At 39.7% G+C, this 16,509-nt stretch carries 14 protein-coding genes and 1 other annotated feature; of the genes, 12 read left to right on the top strand and 2 right to left on the bottom strand.

What is annotated here, in order from left to right:
• Positions 1-29: 29 nt before the first annotated feature.
• The 3 genes from queA to yajC all read left to right on the top strand — a co-directional run bounded on the left by queA (position 30) and on the right by yajC (position 2,649).
• Positions 30-1,058, top strand: a complete 1,029-nt coding sequence (gene queA / locus CVD27_RS26240; protein WP_101651997.1) for a tRNA preQ1(34) S-adenosylmethionine ribosyltransferase-isomerase QueA — start codon at positions 30-32, stop codon at positions 1,056-1,058.
• Between the two features lie 128 nt (positions 1,059-1,186).
• The gene (tgt, locus tag CVD27_RS26235) at positions 1,187-2,326 is read left to right on the top strand and encodes a tRNA guanosine(34) transglycosylase Tgt (RefSeq protein WP_101651995.1); all 1,140 of its coding nucleotides are present in this window, start codon (positions 1,187-1,189) and stop codon (positions 2,324-2,326) included.
• Between the two features lie 29 nt (positions 2,327-2,355).
• Positions 2,356-2,649 (top strand): preprotein translocase subunit YajC, encoded by a 294-nt coding sequence (gene yajC / locus CVD27_RS26230; protein ID WP_101651993.1) that lies wholly within the window; start codon positions 2,356-2,358, stop codon positions 2,647-2,649.
• A gap of 203 nt (positions 2,650-2,852) precedes the next feature.
• On the opposite strand, the gene CVD27_RS26225 is transcribed toward yajC, so the two are convergent.
• Positions 2,853-3,215: a TIGR04086 family membrane protein gene (locus CVD27_RS26225; protein ID WP_101651991.1), complete on the bottom strand. Its 363-nt coding sequence runs from the start codon at positions 3,213-3,215 to the stop codon at positions 2,853-2,855.
• Positions 3,216-3,466: 251 nt separating this feature from the next.
• Here CVD27_RS26225 and CVD27_RS26220 point away from each other — a divergent pair, with 251 nt between their 5' ends.
• Positions 3,467-4,129 (top strand): DUF421 domain-containing protein, encoded by a 663-nt coding sequence (locus CVD27_RS26220; protein WP_101651988.1) that lies wholly within the window; start codon positions 3,467-3,469, stop codon positions 4,127-4,129.
• Positions 4,130-4,170: 41 nt separating this feature from the next.
• On the opposite strand, the gene spoVB is transcribed toward CVD27_RS26220, so the two are convergent.
• Complete coding sequence (spoVB, locus tag CVD27_RS26215) at positions 4,171-5,721, bottom strand: stage V sporulation protein B (protein ID WP_101651986.1); 1,551 nt, start codon at positions 5,719-5,721, stop codon at positions 4,171-4,173.
• A 145-nt stretch (positions 5,722-5,866) separates the two neighbouring features.
• Between spoVB and CVD27_RS26210 the strand changes: the two genes are divergently transcribed.
• The 8 genes from CVD27_RS26210 to hisS all read left to right on the top strand — a co-directional run bounded on the left by CVD27_RS26210 (position 5,867) and on the right by hisS (position 16,501).
• Positions 5,867-6,163 carry a post-transcriptional regulator gene (locus CVD27_RS26210; protein WP_101651984.1) on the top strand — a complete coding sequence of 99 codons (297 nt, stop codon included), beginning with the start codon at positions 5,867-5,869 and terminating at the stop codon, positions 6,161-6,163.
• A gap of 125 nt (positions 6,164-6,288) precedes the next feature.
• Positions 6,289-8,553, top strand: a complete 2,265-nt coding sequence (gene secDF, locus CVD27_RS26205; RefSeq protein ID WP_101651982.1) for a protein translocase subunit SecDF — start codon at positions 6,289-6,291, stop codon at positions 8,551-8,553.
• A 101-nt stretch (positions 8,554-8,654) separates the two neighbouring features.
• The gene (gene recJ / locus CVD27_RS26200; protein WP_101651980.1) at positions 8,655-11,006 is read left to right on the top strand and encodes a single-stranded-DNA-specific exonuclease RecJ; all 2,352 of its coding nucleotides are present in this window, start codon (positions 8,655-8,657) and stop codon (positions 11,004-11,006) included.
• Between the two features lie 2 nt (positions 11,007-11,008).
• The gene (locus CVD27_RS26195; RefSeq protein ID WP_101651978.1) at positions 11,009-11,521 is read left to right on the top strand and encodes an adenine phosphoribosyltransferase; all 513 of its coding nucleotides are present in this window, start codon (positions 11,009-11,011) and stop codon (positions 11,519-11,521) included.
• 298 nt (positions 11,522-11,819) lie between these two features.
• Positions 11,820-14,015, top strand: coding sequence for a RelA/SpoT family protein (locus tag CVD27_RS26190; RefSeq protein WP_101651976.1), 2,196 nt, complete (start codon positions 11,820-11,822; stop codon positions 14,013-14,015).
• A gap of 12 nt (positions 14,016-14,027) precedes the next feature.
• Positions 14,028-14,468: a D-aminoacyl-tRNA deacylase gene (gene dtd / locus CVD27_RS26185; protein ID WP_101651974.1), complete on the top strand. Its 441-nt coding sequence runs from the start codon at positions 14,028-14,030 to the stop codon at positions 14,466-14,468.
• A gap of 185 nt (positions 14,469-14,653) precedes the next feature.
• The gene (locus tag CVD27_RS28425) at positions 14,654-14,830 is read left to right on the top strand and encodes a hypothetical protein (protein ID WP_180960457.1); all 177 of its coding nucleotides are present in this window, start codon (positions 14,654-14,656) and stop codon (positions 14,828-14,830) included.
• A 59-nt stretch (positions 14,831-14,889) separates the two neighbouring features.
• Positions 14,890-15,127 (top strand) — a binding site (T-box leader).
• Positions 15,128-15,229: 102 nt separating this feature from the next.
• Positions 15,230-16,501, top strand: a complete 1,272-nt coding sequence (gene hisS / locus CVD27_RS26180; RefSeq protein ID WP_101651972.1) for a histidine--tRNA ligase — start codon at positions 15,230-15,232, stop codon at positions 16,499-16,501.
• Positions 16,502-16,509: the final 8 nt, after the last annotated feature.

Below are 16,509 nucleotides of genomic sequence, written 5' to 3'. Positions count from 1 at the left end.
TATATTCAAATAAGTAAGGTGTGTTAACTATGAAAGTAGATTTATTTGATTTTCATTTACCTGAAGAGCTAATTGCTCAGGTGCCGTTAAAAACAAGGACAGACAGCCGATTGATGGTATTAAATAAACAAACAGGTGAAATAAACCACGAAGTATTTAAAAATATCACCGAATATTTGCGTGAAGGGGACTGCCTGGTCTTAAATGATACCAAGGTATTGCCTGCACGCCTTTTTGGTGTAAAAAGTGATACTGGTGCGAAAATTGAAGTCCTGCTGTTAAAACAACAGGAAGGTGATCAGTGGGAAACACTTGTAAAACCTGCCAAACGAGTGAAAATAGGAACTGAAATTGTCTTTGGCGATGGATTGCTTACCGCGGTTTGCATCGAGGAATCAGAGCATGGAGGCAGAGTTTTAGAGTTTAAATATACTGGAATATTCTATGAGGTGCTTGATCAGCTGGGTGAGATGCCGCTGCCTCCATATATCAAAGAGCAGCTTGAAGATCGTGACCGTTATCAGACGGTATATGCCCGCGAACCGGGATCTGCCGCTGCACCCACAGCAGGCCTTCATTTCACAGAATCACTTCTAGAAGAAATTAAAGCCAAAGGGGTACATATTGCATTTATCACACTCCATGTAGGTCTTGGCACTTTCCGACCTGTCAGTGTGGACGATGTATTGGAGCACGATATGCACGCTGAATTTTACACGGTTACAGAAGGTACTGCCCAATTGCTAAATGATGTGAGGCAGAATGGAGGCAGAATTATCACTGTAGGAACAACATCTACCAGAACTTTGGAGACCATTGCATCTGCTAACAACGGAGTATTTACTGCCGGAAGCGGCTGGACAAGTATTTTTATCTATCCAGGTTATGAATTTAAAGCAATAGACGGAATGATTACTAATTTCCACTTGCCTAAATCCACTCTGATTATGCTTGTTAGTGCTTTAGCCGGAAGAGAGAATGTTTTGCATGCCTACAATACGGCCGTAGCTGAACGTTACCGTTTTTTCAGCTTTGGTGATGCGATGTTCATCATCTAGTGGTAAAGGGGCGGAGCGCCGCAAATATATATCAGTGCAAACAATAATTTCTGTCTAATATAAAGTCTTCACTTTATAAAGATTTAACATAGCTCTGCTCACACCGCCTTTAGGAAGGAGACAATAATTTGACTGCAATTCGCTACGAATTAATAAAAACATGTAAACAAACAGGAGCCAGACTTGGCAGGGTTCACACACCACATGGATCCTTTGACACGCCTGCTTTTATGCCTGTTGGAACACTTGCAACTGTAAAAACGATGTCACCTGAAGATTTAAAAGAAATGGGTGCAGGCATTATTTTAAGTAATACCTATCACTTATGGCTTAGACCTGGGCATGAAATCATAAGAGAGGCTGGCGGTCTTCATAAATTTATGAATTGGGACCGGGCTATTTTAACAGATTCAGGCGGGTTCCAAGTATTCAGTTTAAGTGAATTCCGTAAAATTGAAGAAGAAGGAGTTCATTTCCGCAACCATATGAGTGGTGAGAAATTATTTTTATCACCAGAAAAAGCAATGGAAATTCAGAATGCCCTTGGTTCCGATATTATGATGGCCTTTGATGAGTGTCCGCCATATCCTGCAACTTTTGAGTATATGAAGAAATCTGTTGAAAGAACTTCAAGATGGGCGGAGCGCTGTCTAAACGCCCATCAGCGTCCAGAAGACCAAGGTTTATTTGGAATCGTTCAAGGCGGAGAATATGAAGAGCTCCGCAGACAAAGTGCGAACGATCTAGTCTCTCTTGACTTCCCTGGCTACGCGGTAGGCGGATTATCAGTTGGGGAGCCAAAGGATGTCATGAATCGTGTCCTTGAATTTACAACACCAATGTTACCGTCCAATAAACCGCGCTATTTAATGGGTGTAGGCTCACCTGATTCTCTAATTGACGGAGCCATTCGCGGAATAGATATGTTCGATTGTGTACTGCCAACGCGAATTGCCAGAAATGGAACGTTAATGACGAGCACCGGCCGCCTTGTAGTGAAAAATGCTCAATTTGCCCGTGATTTTGGGCCGCTTGATCCAGAGTGTGATTGCTACACATGCCGAAACTACTCGAGAGCATACATTCGTCACTTAATTAAATGTGATGAAACCTTTGGAATTCGTTTAACGTCTTACCATAATCTTTATTTTCTGTTAAGATTAATGGAGAAGGTCAGACAAGCCATTATGGAAGACAGGCTTGGAGATTTCCGTGAAGAGTTTTTTGAACGTTATGGCTTTAATAAGCCTAACGCGAAAAATTTCTAATAGAACTTTTTTGAAAGGAGGGAAACAAAATGCAAGGTATTGGTACAATCATTCCATTAATTTTAATGTTTGTGTTATTTTATTTCCTATTAATCCGTCCGCAACAAAAACGCCAAAAGTCAGTTGCGAACATGCAAAGCGCATTGAAAAAAGGGGATAAAATCGTCACGATTGGTGGTTTACATGGCTTTATTGACTCAATTGATGAAAATAAAGTAGTCATTAAATGTGGTGACGGCAGCCGTCTTACATATGACCGCAATGCCATCCGCGAGGTAACTGAATCCGCAGCGGGTGAAGGAAGCGTAAACCTTACTAAGTAATGACCTAAAAAGGAAGCCATTTAACTTGGCTTCCTTTTTTATGGATAAGATTGTATAAAAATTTTCGACTTTTAGAATTGTCCAGCTCCAGCGCCTAGCCCCTCGAGGTCTTAAGCCAAACCGTCCAAAAGGTTAAAGAGCAACCTTTCGGCCGGCTCGTCTTATGCTTGTCGGGGCTGATCAAGGCGCTTACGCTTTTCTTACTATGCTGACCTCTTGGAATTGTTGGTGGCAATGTTTACTCCTAAGATTCCACCCATCATCGCAATAAGTGTATAGCAGGTGTGATAAATCACCTGTTCTGCATTAAATAGGCGGTCATAGCCGAGGTATTGAAATAAAAAGACAACAAATGAGTAAATCAGCCCTGTTAACCCGCCAATCAGCCAGCCTTTTTCTTTTCGTTTTCCCCCTGAGAGAAAACCGCCCCCAAATAGCCCGATAAAGGACAGTGCTGTTATTACATATTGCAGTGATCCTTCTTGTGTGGATGTAAACCGAAGGATAAACGCAAAAATAAGACTGCAAATCATGGCAAAGCCAAAAATAAAAATCAATCCATACATGATGGATAGCCCAAAGCTTTTCGATTCGATTTTAACTCTCCCCCTTCGTCTTCAAGGCCTTACCTTCCTCTTTTTTATAGCCGGCCAAGGCCTAGACCGTTATTCTTCCTAGTACAAGCGTATTCAGACTAAACAAAAAGTAGAATAGACAATTTACATTCTTTGGACTATTTTTTGGAACTAAATTCCTTTCATAAATACTTATGAAAAACAAAAACTATAGTTTGATATAAAAAAAGGGGAGACCAATAGTGGCAGATTATGTATCCATCGTGTTTCGGACCATCGTGTTTTATGCTCTAATCCTATTTATTTTTCGGATGATGGGCAAACGGGAAATTGGTGAACTAAGTATTCTGGACCTTGTTGTATTTATTATGATTGGTGAGATGGCGGTGGTTGCCATTGAGAGAAACCAATCACCATTATTACATACCATGATTCCTATGCTCGTATTAATGGTGATACAAATTACCATGGCCTTTTTTTCCTTAAAGAGTAAAAGGTTTCGTGATTTAATTGATGGGAAACCGATTATTATTATTAACAGAGGGAAAATTGATGAGCAGGCCATGCGTAAGCAGCGCTATAATTTTGATGATTTAATGGTGCAATTAAGAGAAAAGGACATTCGAAGTATTGCTGATGTGGAATTTGCTATTTTGGAGCCCTCTGGAAGTTTATCTGTTATTGAAAAACTAAAAAATGCGGAAGACCCCATGAAACAGGGCGATATCACCATTCCCTTAATCATGGATGGACAAATAGACGAAGAAAATCTTAGGCGGATTAATAAAACTAATTTATGGCTGCGGCAGGAATTAAAGAAAAAGGGATATCGAGATGTTAAAGATATTTCTTTTTGCAGCTATGAAAACGGAAATTTTTTTATTGATATAAAGAATAACGATTAAAAAGACACGCCTGCATGGCATGTCTTCTTTTGTATATTGAATTAAGACGGAATTAAATTTCCGATCCAAGGAATTCGTTTCATTTCCTCTTTTTTAATTAGACCGAAGACAACAAGCATCACTATATAGGAAAGCATCATAGCAAGAGCGGACGTAGTGACCCGGATAATTAAATTTCCCTGTAATAGAAAATGTTCAAAAAGCCAATAGCCCAGCCAGCCAGAAAGCCCCATCACCAGAAATCCCTTTAGATAGTCTCTTATATAGAAAGAAAAGGGAACCTTTTTTAAAACGGTGGCAAAATGAAGTCCGGTTACTAAGACAAAACCAACGACTATGCCTAAAGCAGCACCGGTAATACCGAATGTTGCCTGTGACGCCAATAAGAAAATCACGGCTGTTTTAACAACAGAACCAACAAGGCTGTTTATCATCGCGGCACGTGCGAGATTTAAGGCCTGTAAGACGGCCTGCAATGGACCTTGATAGTAGTATACCAACATAAAGGGAGCCATAAGGCGGATAAAATAGGAGCCCTTTGTTGAACCGTACATTAGCTCCATCAGCGGGTCAGCCAATACATATAGGAGAATGACGGCAAGTCCTCCTGTTAAAAAAACAAACCGCAATGCCTGCTGCAGACGATATTCAATTAATTTGTGCTGATTCTTCGAATTCGCCTCACTTATGGCTGGGACAAGGGAGGTTGCCAGTGAAAAGGTAACAAATGAAGGAAGCATTAACAACGGCATGGCATAGCCTGTAAGGGCCCCATATTGTTTGGTCGCATTGACAGCCAGTACACCTGCAAGCGCAAGACTATGGGCAACCACAATCGGTTCAAAGAACCAGGATATCGAGCCAATCATTCTGCTCCCCATTGTAGGAAGAGCAATCTCCATTAAATCTTTAAAGGTTTGCTTTCCTTTATGAACAAATTGAAAGAAGTTTTTTCTCAGCTTAAACCGCTTTTTTAGTTTAAAGGTTGTCAGTAAGTAAATCAAAGAAAGTAATTCCCCTAAAACAGAGGCTGCCATTGCCGCAGCAGCCGCATATTCCACTCCATAGGGAAGAAACGTCTTTGTGGCTGTTGCGATTAGTGTGATGCGAACAAATTGTTCCAGTATTTGAGAAAGGGCTGACGGCCGCATATTTTGACGCCCTTGGAAATAACCTCTCAACACAGAAGCGATGGCAATGATTGGTATAGCCGGTGAAATCGCCATAAGTGGATAGTAAGTTCTAGGATCTGTAAAGAGTGTCCTCGATAGGAGGGGGGCCAGTAAGATTAATGCCGGTGTAAGAATAATCGATAAGCCAACGGTGATTGCCAAGGAAACAACGAGAATTTTTTTGATTTCGGCATAGTCTTTCTTTGCTTCTGCCTCAGCAATATTCTTAGAAATGGCAACCGGAAGTCCTAACTGGATAATCGTTACCACAAGGATAAACGTAGGATATGCCATCATATATAAACCTACGCCTTCTTCCCCAATACTTCTTGCTAGAACAATGCGATAAATAAAGCCAAGGACTCTTGTGATAAAGCCTGCAGCTAACAGGATAAAAGTCCCCTTTAAAAACTTTGACATTTAGGTTCCCACCTTCTCAAAAAAGAAGAATTCATATACAATTATCTATATGCCTATAGGTGGACAAAGCATGACAAGTAGTAAAGCTTTTTGATTGGTTTTATGATAAGTGAATTCAGAAATGAGTTCCGGGGAGGCAGAGAGTATGAATAATGGCCACATGAATGGAGAATTTCGTACCGAAGTACAGCCGGCATTAAAGAGCAAATTAGAAGAGTTTCGTCTGCTGGGAATGGAGTCGGTTTCAGAACAAGAACTTTGGGGATTTTTAGTGAAGAAAAAATGGAAAAAGGTAAAACATGAGATGAGGCTATATGAAATGATTCAGGAAATTCTCTCTGTAAAGGCCAGTGATTATTTAAACTTTATCACCATTGAATCCTATAAATCTTCGGAATTCTCCTTGGAGAATGAAGAAGAGCTTAAGGAACTTTTAAAATGAAAAAAATGTTAAATTGACAGCTTGTTCAAGTTATTTCATAATGAAAGCAGTGACTTTTTCATTATTCTTAAATAGGGATGGACGTACAGTGCTATGGCACATGCACTAAGGAGGAACATTACATAATGGTAAAGCGTAGTAGAATTATTGCTTTCTTTCTTGTGATTCTTATAATTGGAAGCACAATTGGAGCAACCACAAAGAATATCTTAAACAATATGAAGCTTGGACTTGACCTTCAGGGTGGATTTGAAGTCTTGTACGAGGTACAGCCTGCAAAGAAGGGTCAAAAAATTGACAAGAAAGTCCTGGCTAGTACTGCCGAAGCCCTTGATAAGCGGATTAACGTCCTCGGAGTAAGTGAACCGAGTATTCAAATTGAAGGAACGAACCGTATCCGTGTGCAGCTTGCTGGGGTTAAAGACCAAAACAAAGCAAGGGAAATCTTGTCCACTCAAGCAAATCTTACGTTCCGTGATGCCAATGACAAACTGATGATGGACGGATCTGATTTGAAACAAGGCGGTGCCAAGCAAACCTTTGACCAAAATGGTGCACCTAGTGTTACTTTAACATTAAAAAGTGCCGATAAATTCCGTAAAGTTTCTCAAGAAATTCTGAATGAGGCACCTAATAATTACCTTGTTATTTGGCTTGATTATGAAGAAGGAAAAGATTCCTTCAAAACAGAAGTAAATAAAGCGAAGCCCAAATTCTTATCTGCTCCGACAGTAAAGGAAGTCTTTAACCAGGATTCCGTTTCGATTGTGGGCAGTTTTACAGCAAAAGAAGCGCAAACCTTGGCTTCCCTATTAAATGCAGGTTCCCTGCCAGTTAAGCTGAAAGAAGTGTACTCCACATCTGTTGGGGCTAAGTTCGGGGAACAGGCCTTAAATGAAACGGTGTTTGCTGGAATCATTGGTATAGCAATCATCTATTTATTTATGATTTTCTATTATCGTTTTCCAGGGTTTATTGCTACGATTACATTAACGATTTTTACGTATCTGGTGCTTTTAATATTTGATTGGATGAATGGGGTCCTGACCCTGCCGGGGATCGCTGCAATCATCCTCGGGGTAGGTATGGCGGTTGATGCTAATATCATCACCTATGAACGAATTCGAGAAGAGTTAAAGATAGGCCGCAGCCTGAAATCAGCGTTCGAAGCTGGCGAGAAACATGCGTTTACAGCTATATTTGACGCCAACTTAACAACTATACTTACAGCCTGTGTGTTATTTTTCTATGGGACAAGTGCAGTAAAAGGCTTTGCCACCATGTTAATAGTGAGTGTTCTAATGAGCTTTTTGACCAATGTTTACGGTTCAAGGTTACTATTAGGATTGTGGGTTAAGAGTGGTATCTTTAATAAAAAACCTGGTTGGTTTGCCGTACGTCCATCACAAATTAAAAATCTTACAGATAACATTGATACAGTAGATCTTCCAACTCGTTTTGACAAGATTGACTTTATTGGATTAAGGAAAAAAGTATTTATTTTATCAGGTACTCTTATTGTCGCAGGTATTGTTGTTCTTGCTATTTTCCGCTTGAATCTGGGGATTGATTTTTCAAGTGGTACTCGTATAGAGGTACAATCAAAAACACCATTAACCACTGAAGAAGTGAAAAGTGCTTTTACTGAACGCGGTCTAAAACCGGATGATGTTGTTATCTCAGGTAATAATAATCAAATTGGTGCCGTTCGAATGATTGGTGTATTGTCTAAAGATGAGATTGCTTCATTAAAAGCAGATTTTAAAAAGGAATATGGGTATGAGCCAAACGTCAGCACCGTTTCTCCAACGGTCGGAAAAGAACTGGCAAAAAATGCTTTTATTTCTGTCTTGTTGGCATCAATCGGTATTATTCTCTATGTTTCTATCCGATTTGAAGCCTATATGGCGATCGCAGCTATTGCTGCCATCCTTCATGATGCATTCTTTATGATTGCCATTTTCAGCATCACAAGACTGGAAGTAGATTTAAACTACATTGCAGCGATCTTGACCATTATTGGTTATTCAAACCATGATACGATTGTCACGTTTGACCGGGTACGTGAGAATATGCAGAAGAAAAAGCGCCTTAAAACAGTCCAGGATATTGCTGAAGTGGTAAACGTAAGTATTCGTCAAACATTAACTCGTTCCATTAACACTGTTCTAACGGTACTTGTTACCACAGCATGCTTAATGATTTTTGGAAGTCCGTCTATTCGAAACTTCTCGATAGCATTGTTTGTCGGTTTAATTGTCGGTGTTTATTCATCAGTCTTTGTAGCAGGCTCTTTATGGTATGTGATGAAGTGTAAGGAACTGAAAAAGAAGGGTGTAATTAGAACGGTTAAAGAAAAGAGAAAATACTCCGATCAGCCTCAGGTCTAATATGTTTAGAAAAAACTGCAAATCTTTTGCAGTTTTTTCTTTTGATTGAAAGCTCATCTCTGCTCCTGTATAATTAGAAAGTCTGAGGGGTGAACGTACCAGTGTTAAAATCAAAAACAAAATGGATTGTTCGCAATTCTGATCACAATCTCGCTCAAATGCTTGTAAATGAATTGAAAATAACACCTCTTGTTGCATCACTGCTTGTAAATCGTGGACTCAATACCGTAGATTCTGCTCGGTATTTTTTATTTGGAAAAGATGAGTTTCATGACCCTTACTTACTTAAAGGGATGGAAACGGCGGTTAATCGTATTCGAGAGGCTATTGATAAACAGGAACCTATTCTTATTTTCGGAGATTATGATGCAGATGGTGTAAGCAGCACCACGGTGTTAATGATTACACTTCGTGATTTAGGTGCAAATGTCCAATTTTATATACCTAATCGTTTTTCAGAAGGATACGGACCAAACGAACCTGCATTCCGCCATGCGGCGGAAAATGGAATAAAATTGTTAATTACTGTAGATACAGGAATCGCAGCGGTTCATGAAGCGGCTGTGGCAAAAGAGCTTGGACTAGATCTAATTATTACTGATCACCATGAACCTGGGCCAGTTTTACCCGAAGCATTAGCCATCATTCATCCTAAGCTGCCTGATAGCACCTATCCTTTTCGCGAACTGGCCGGTGTAGGGGTTGCCTTTAAACTTGCCCATGCATTATACGGCAGAGTTCCTGAGCACTTATTAGAAATTGCTGTCATCGGTACGATTGCTGATCTAGTGTCCTTAAAAGATGAAAATCGCATAATTGCTAAAAAAGGCCTTGAAAAACTGAAAACAACTAAAAAGATTGGTTTAAGAGCTATTTTAAAAGTTGCTGGTGTGGATCTCATGTCAATTAATGAAGAAACAATTGGATTTACACTTGCACCTAGAATTAATGCAGTCGGCAGATTAGAAGATGCTGACTTAGCCGTTCAATTGTTACTGACAGAGGACCCGGAAGAAGCGCAAGCTCTAGCAGAAGAAATGGATGCATTAAATAAAACAAGGCAGGAGATTGTAAATACCATTACTGCCGAAGCCATAGAAGAGGTTGAAAAAAACTTTCCAATTGAGACAAATAAAGTTCTTGTTATTGGCAAGGAAGGCTGGAATGCCGGCGTCATTGGAATTGTAGCATCCAGACTTGTTGAAAAATTCTATCGTCCAACGATTGTGTTAAATTTTGACCCGGAAAAGGGAGTTGCAAAGGGTTCAGCAAGAAGTATCATTGGCTATGACTTGTTTAAAAATCTATCCACTTGCAGGGAACTACTTCCGCATTTTGGCGGACATCCAATGGCAGCAGGGATGACATTAAAGCTTGAAGACGTGGCTGAGCTTCGAGAGAGGCTAAACCTTCTTGCTGACGAGCAGTTGACAGATGACGATTTAATTCCAATCACTCAGCTCGATGAGGAAATTCGTCTTGAAGATATTAGCTTGTCGTCACTAGATGAACTAAGTCTGCTGGCGCCTTTTGGTATGGACAACCCGAAGCCAAAAGTGTTAATCAATGATGTGGCTATTTCAAGTATGAGAAAAATTGGCAGTGAGCAAAATCATCTTAAAGTTTTAGTAAATGAAGACAACGCAAGTCTTGATGGTGTTGGCTTTGGTTTGGGTCCTTTAGTGGACCAAATATCGCCTGCTTCAAAAATTTCATTAATTGGAGAATTATCTATTAATGAATGGAATAATATACGTAAACCACAAATTTTTATTCATGATATGGCCGTCCATTCATGGCAGTTATTTGATTTACGGGGGCAAAAGAGAGCCCATCACCTGCAGAACACAGTACCTTCTGAAAACAGGAAAATTATCATTTTTAACCAAGAGAGTCTTGGGAAAATCAGCCCAGAGTTACGGTCCGAAACGATACTTATTCAAGATATTACTGAAGCAAAAGCCTTTAATGGTTACGGAGCAAATATTGCTTTATTTGATTTCCCGCCGTCAAAGGGCCATTTAAGAGAATTATTATCGGGCAAAGAACCTGCCAGGATTTATGCTTATTTTTATAAGGAAGCAAGCGATTATTTTTCTACTATACCAACACGGGATCATTTTAAATGGTTTTATGCGTTTTTAATGAAAAAAGGCCCAATAGACTTAAAACTTCATGGTGAGACGATAGCTAAACATCGAGGGTGGTCACAGGAAACGATAAAGTTTATGTCAAAGGTGTTTTCTGAACTGGATTTTGTTACAATAAACAATGGATTTATTACTTTAAAAACTGGAGCGCAAAAGCGCGACCTAGCTGATTCCAAAACTTATCAAACTAAACAGGCCCATTATGCTCTTGAAAGAGAATTATTGTTTTCCTCTTTTCAAGAATTAAAAGGCTGGTTCGATCAAGTCATTCAAGAATCGGTTGAATCTGAGGAGGCAATTTAAGAATGGATTTAAGAGAATATATTACAATTGTACCTGACTGGCCAAAACCAGGTATAAAATTCAAAGACATTACCCCATTAATGAATAATGGAGAAGCCTATAAATATGCAACAGACCAAATTGTTGCTTATGCTAAAGAAAAAAATGTGGACCTGATTGTGGGACCGGAAGCACGCGGATTCATTATTGGTTGTCCCGTAGCTTATTCTCTTGGAGTTGGGTTTGCACCAGTCCGCAAAGAAGGGAAGCTTCCAAGAGAGACAGTTAAGGTAAGCTATGGATTGGAATATGGTAAAGATGTACTAACTATTCACAAGGATGCCATTCAACCTGGTCAACGTGTGTTAATTACGGATGACCTGTTAGCAACTGGAGGCACCATTGACGCTACCATTAAATTGGTGGAACAGCTTGGCGGAGTTGTAGCAGGGATCGCTTTCTTGGTGGAATTAAGCTATTTAGAAGGCCGCAGCAAGCTAGACGGTTATGATGTTCTTACTTTATTGCACTATTAAATGAATGGATGAGGGCACTCAAGTACGAGTGCTCTCTTTATATAATTTTATAACATGTTTCAGAAGGTTAAATTAGCTGAAAAGTCGCTAAAAGCGACAAAAATTTCGTAATTTAGTAAAAAAACTGCCCAATCTCTTTACAACTTCGTTATTTTTTTCGATAATAGTAACAATCATTCTAATTTAGTAACAATTTTTTTAGAATGATTTTATATATAGAGTACATTTTGAATCTTTCCAAAGGTAGAGTTATATATACTTTAATATAAAAAAATGAGATGAAAATAAAGGTGATTTCATGGCGAACGATCAAGTGTTAACGGCCGACCAAGTCATCGACAAGACTAGAAAATATTTAAACGATGAGCATGTAGAACTAGTAAAAAAAGCATATGAGTATGCCAAAAATGCTCATCGTGAACAATATAGAAAATCGGGAGAGCCATACATTATTCATCCAATTCAGGTAGCCGGCATTTTAGCGGATCTTGAAATGGATCCTGCAACGGTGGCTGCTGGTTTTCTTCATGACGTTGTAGAAGATACCGCGGTAACCTTACGGGATATTGAAGAGGCTTTTAACGGCGAAGTGGCAATGCTTGTTGATGGTGTTACAAAGCTAGGAAAAATTAAATATAAGTCACATGAGGAGCAGCAGGCGGAAAATCACCGGAAGATGTTTGTTGCAATGGCACAAGATATCCGGGTGATCCTAATTAAGCTTGCTGACCGCTTGCATAATATGAGGACACTTAAACATCTTCCTGCAGAGAAACAGCGCCGGATTTCAAATGAGACACTTGAAATTTTTGCACCTTTAGCTCATCGTCTTGGTATTTCTAAGATTAAATGGGAGTTGGAAGATACCGCCTTAAGATATTTAAATCCGCAGCAGTATTACCGGATTGTGAACTTAATGAAAAAGAAACGAGCCGAACGGGAACAGTATTTAGATGATGTCATTGATGAAGTAAAGAGCCGCTTAAGTGAAGTATCCATTAAAGCGGACCTTTCAGGACGTCCCAAACATATCTATAGCATTTATAGAAAAATGGCTCTGCAAAATAAACAGTTTAGTGAGATTTATGATTTGCTTGCTGTTCGAATTGTCGTAAACAGCATTAAGGATTGCTATGCTGTTTTGGGCATTATCCACACCTGCTGGAAACCAATGCCCGGCCGTTTCAAGGACTATATTGCGATGCCAAAGCCGAATATGTATCAGTCCTTGCATACAACGGTGATTGGACCAAAGGGAGATCCGCTTGAAGTGCAAATTCGAACCAACGAAATGCACCGAATTGCGGAATTCGGGGTTGCTGCCCATTGGGCGTATAAAGAAGGAAAAACCATTAGTGACAGTTCTACATTTGAACAAAAGCTTACTTGGTTTAGGGAAATCCTAGAGTTCCAAAATGATACGGCCAATGCGGAAGAGTTTATGGAATCATTAAAAATTGATTTGTTTTCTGATATGGTGTTCGTCTTTACACCAAAGGGAGATGTCATTGAGCTGCCCTCTGGTTCTGTTCCTATCGATTTTGCCTATCGAATTCACTCTGAAATCGGCAATAAGACAATAGGCGCAAAAGTGAACGGAAAAATGGTGACGCTCGATTATAAACTAAGGACTGGGGATATCATTGAGATTCTGACCTCCAAACATTCCTATGGACCAAGTCAGGATTGGCTGAAACTGGCACAAACCTCACAAGCTAAAAACAAGATTCGTGCGTTCTTTAAGAAGCAGCGCCGCGATGAAAATGTCATTAAAGGAAAAGAACTGGTTGAAAAAGAAATCCGTAATATGGAATTTGATATGAAGGAAATCTTAACACCAGATAATCTGAAAAAAGTCGCTGAAAAATTTAATTTTTTGAATGAAGAAGATATGTATGCGGCAGTTGGTTATAACGGCGTTACTGCCTTGCAGGTTGCCAACCGTTTAACCGAGAAGTGGCGTAAAAAACGGGATATGGAACAATCGGCAACCATTGCGAATGCTATTACCGATTTAAAGGCCTTTCCTTCCACGAAAAAAAGGGAATCAGGTGTCCGGGTTCAAGGGATTGATAACCTGTTAATCCGCTTGTCAAAATGCTGTAACCCTGTCCCTGGAGATGAAATCGTCGGGTTCATTACAAAAGGGCGCGGTGTTTCTGTTCACCGTTCGGATTGCCCGAATATTGATTCCAATGACGCTCAATCCAGATTAATTCAGGTTGAGTGGGAATCGTCCTTAAATGATCGTAAGGAATATAACGTTGATATCGAAATCAGCGGGTATGATCGTCAAGGGCTGCTTAATGAAGTTCTTCAGGCTGTTAGTGAAACAAAAACAAATATCTCTGCAGTTTCTGGAAAATCGGATCGTAATAAAATGGCGACGATTATTATGTCCATTGCGATCCATAATGTTACCCATCTACAAAAGGTTGTCGAACGCATTAAACAAATCCCAGATATTTATTCGGTACGCCGAATTATGAATTAAGGAGTTCTAGCAATGAGAATAGTTGTTCAACGCAGCAAAGGGGCAAAGGTAACTGTTGATGGTGAAATTACCGGACAGATTAAACAGGGCTTTGTCCTGCTGGTTGGGGTAACACATGAAGATAAAGAAGAGGATGCTGCCTATCTAGCAGATAAAATCGCTAATCTTCGGGTTTTTGAAGATCAAGATGGGAAAATGAATCTTTCTTTATTGGATGTTGGTGGAGAAATCCTTTCTGTATCTCAATTCACGCTGTATGGGGACTGTCGGAAAGGCCGCAGACCAAATTTTATGGAAGCGGCTAGACCTGAACAGGCCGTAGTATTATATGATGCCTTTAACCAGATGCTTCGTGATAAAGGAATCACCGTAGAAACTGGCGTTTTTGGCGCCATGATGGATGTAGAATTAGTCAATGATGGTCCTGTCACAATGATCGTAGAAAGTAAGTAAATAGCCTTGGCATTCGTGCCAAAGCTTTTTATTTGCCTTCAACAAGTTTTTTTAAAATACCTCGCCCACTCATCAAACAAGTCTTAAGCAGTATTTTCTCGATAAACACTTGATTATTTATCATCAACATGCAAAATTTTTGTATTAAGTGGAGATACTAGAAAAAAAGACTGAGGTGATTGGGTATGAGGTTTAGTGAAAAGGGAATGAACATACAGTCCATGGAAGGCCGTGTTTTTGGGGTGGATTTTCATGACTTTATTCAAAAAGAGGGTCATACAAATTCATTTGAGCTTGGATCAGAATTTGGACTAACAATGGGTGATGTCAGAAAGTTAAAAAAACATTTAGGAAGGTCTTAAATGTCTCTTGACATTACCATTGTTGCTCCGTATTATTATATAAATATGAGTCATATTCGGAATAACCAATGATGGAGCACAGTAATTAAGATTATTCATGAAAAGAGAGGGAATGCCTTAGGCTGAAAGCATTTCTACATGTACCTTAGTGAAAGAACACTCCGTAGGCTTCTCTCTGAAAAAGCAGCTGCTTTAGTAGGAGATGAACGTAGCAGGCGTTAACTGTTTAAGAGGAGGAACATTTTTATGTTCTTCAACTAGGGTGGCACCGCGGGATTAAAAACTCTCGTCCCTTGTAATATTACAAGGGATGGGAGTTTTTTTGTTTTCCAAAAATAAACAGTCCGTCCAATTAACAATATTTACATAAGCTTTAGGTTTATAAAGGAGGTAACCACCATGTCTATTAGCATCCCGAGAGGCACGCAAGACATACTGCCAGGTGAAGTAGAAAAATGGCAGCTAATTGAAGCGAAAGCAAGAGAACTTTGTGAAAAATACCAATACCAAGAGATCCGTACACCAATTTTTGAACATACGGACCTCTTTTCTAGAGGTGTCGGGGACAGCACCGATATTGTCCAAAAAGAAATGTACACCTTTGAAGATAGAGGAAAACGCAGTATTACACTAAGGCCAGAGGGAACGGCTGCTGTTGTACGTTCCTTTGTAGAGAAGAAAATGTTTGGACTTGCCAACCAGCCAGTAAAGCTATACTATATGGGGCCAATGTTCCGCTATGAACGCCCACAGGCTGGCCGCTTCCGCCAATTTGTACAATTTGGAGTTGAAGCTTTAGGCAGTAATGATCCAGCCATTGATGCAGAAGTAATTTCTCTAGCAATGAATCTTTATAAAGAAATGGGACTTCAAAAGTTAAAGCTCATTATCAACAGCTTGGGAGATAAAGAAAGCCGAACGGCACACCGCGAAGCACTTGTGAATCATTTCAAACCGCGGATCGGAGAATTTTGTCATGATTGTCAAAATCGTCTGGAAAAAAATCCGCTAAGAATCCTTGATTGCAAGCAGGACCGTGACCACGAATTAATGAAAACAGCACCATCGATACTAGATTACTTAAATGATTTTTCAAAGAACTATTTTGAAAAATTGCAGCACTATTTAACCATGCTAGATATTCCGTTTGAAGTCGATCCTAACTTAGTTCGCGGGTTAGATTATTACAATCACACGGCATTTGAAATTATGAGTAATGCGGAGGGCTTTGGAGCTATTACCACGCTTTGCGGAGGCGGACGCTATAACGGACTCGCGGAAGAAATCGGCGGTCCTGAAACACCTGGTATTGGCTTTGCCTTAAGTATTGAACGGTTTATTGCTGCCCTTAACGCAGAAGGCATTGAGCTTGAAATCAATCAAGGAATCGACTGCTATTTAGCGGCACTTGGGGAAGCTGCTAAAGATTATACAGTAGGACTTTTGCAACAGCTGCGCATGGCTGGATTTTCTGCAGAAAGAGATTACCTAGACCGGAAATTCAAGGCTCAGTTTAAAGCGGCTGACCGTTTAAAGGCAAAATATGTTGCGATACTCGGAGACGATGAGCTTAAAAATAATAAAATTAATGTTAAAAATATGGCTACAGGTGAACAAGTAGAATTAGACTTAAACACATTCATAAAACAATTCCAGGAATTGAAAGCTTAAAAGGGGGA

The sequence above is a fragment of the Neobacillus cucumis genome (assembly GCF_002860255.1).
In the GTDB taxonomy this organism is placed as follows: domain Bacteria; phylum Bacillota; class Bacilli; order Bacillales; family Cytobacillaceae; genus Neobacillus; species Neobacillus cucumis_A.
This window is presented reverse-complemented; position numbering and strand designations above follow the sequence as displayed.

What these genes read in the sequence shown, in the direction of transcription:
- queA (WP_101651997.1), top strand. Translation starts at nt 30, where the DNA reads ATGAAAGTAGATTTATTTGATTTTCATTTACCTGAAGAGCTAATTGCT.
- yajC (WP_101651993.1), top strand. Translation starts at nt 2,356, where the DNA reads ATGCAAGGTATTGGTACAATCATTCCATTAATTTTAATGTTTGTGTTA.
- CVD27_RS26225 (WP_101651991.1), bottom strand. Translation starts at nt 3,215, where the DNA reads ATGTATGGATTGATTTTTATTTTTGGCTTTGCCATGATTTGCAGTCTT.
- spoVB (WP_101651986.1), bottom strand. Translation starts at nt 5,721, where the DNA reads ATGTCAAAGTTTTTAAAGGGGACTTTTATCCTGTTAGCTGCAGGCTTT.
- CVD27_RS26210 (WP_101651984.1), top strand. Translation starts at nt 5,867, where the DNA reads ATGAATAATGGCCACATGAATGGAGAATTTCGTACCGAAGTACAGCCG.
- secDF (WP_101651982.1), top strand. Translation starts at nt 6,289, where the DNA reads ATGGTAAAGCGTAGTAGAATTATTGCTTTCTTTCTTGTGATTCTTATA.
- CVD27_RS26195 (WP_101651978.1), top strand. Translation starts at nt 11,009, where the DNA reads ATGGATTTAAGAGAATATATTACAATTGTACCTGACTGGCCAAAACCA.
- CVD27_RS26190 (WP_101651976.1), top strand. Translation starts at nt 11,820, where the DNA reads ATGGCGAACGATCAAGTGTTAACGGCCGACCAAGTCATCGACAAGACT.
- dtd (WP_101651974.1), top strand. Translation starts at nt 14,028, where the DNA reads ATGAGAATAGTTGTTCAACGCAGCAAAGGGGCAAAGGTAACTGTTGAT.
- CVD27_RS28425 (WP_180960457.1), top strand. Translation starts at nt 14,654, where the DNA reads ATGAGGTTTAGTGAAAAGGGAATGAACATACAGTCCATGGAAGGCCGT.
- hisS (WP_101651972.1), top strand. Translation starts at nt 15,230, where the DNA reads ATGTCTATTAGCATCCCGAGAGGCACGCAAGACATACTGCCAGGTGAA.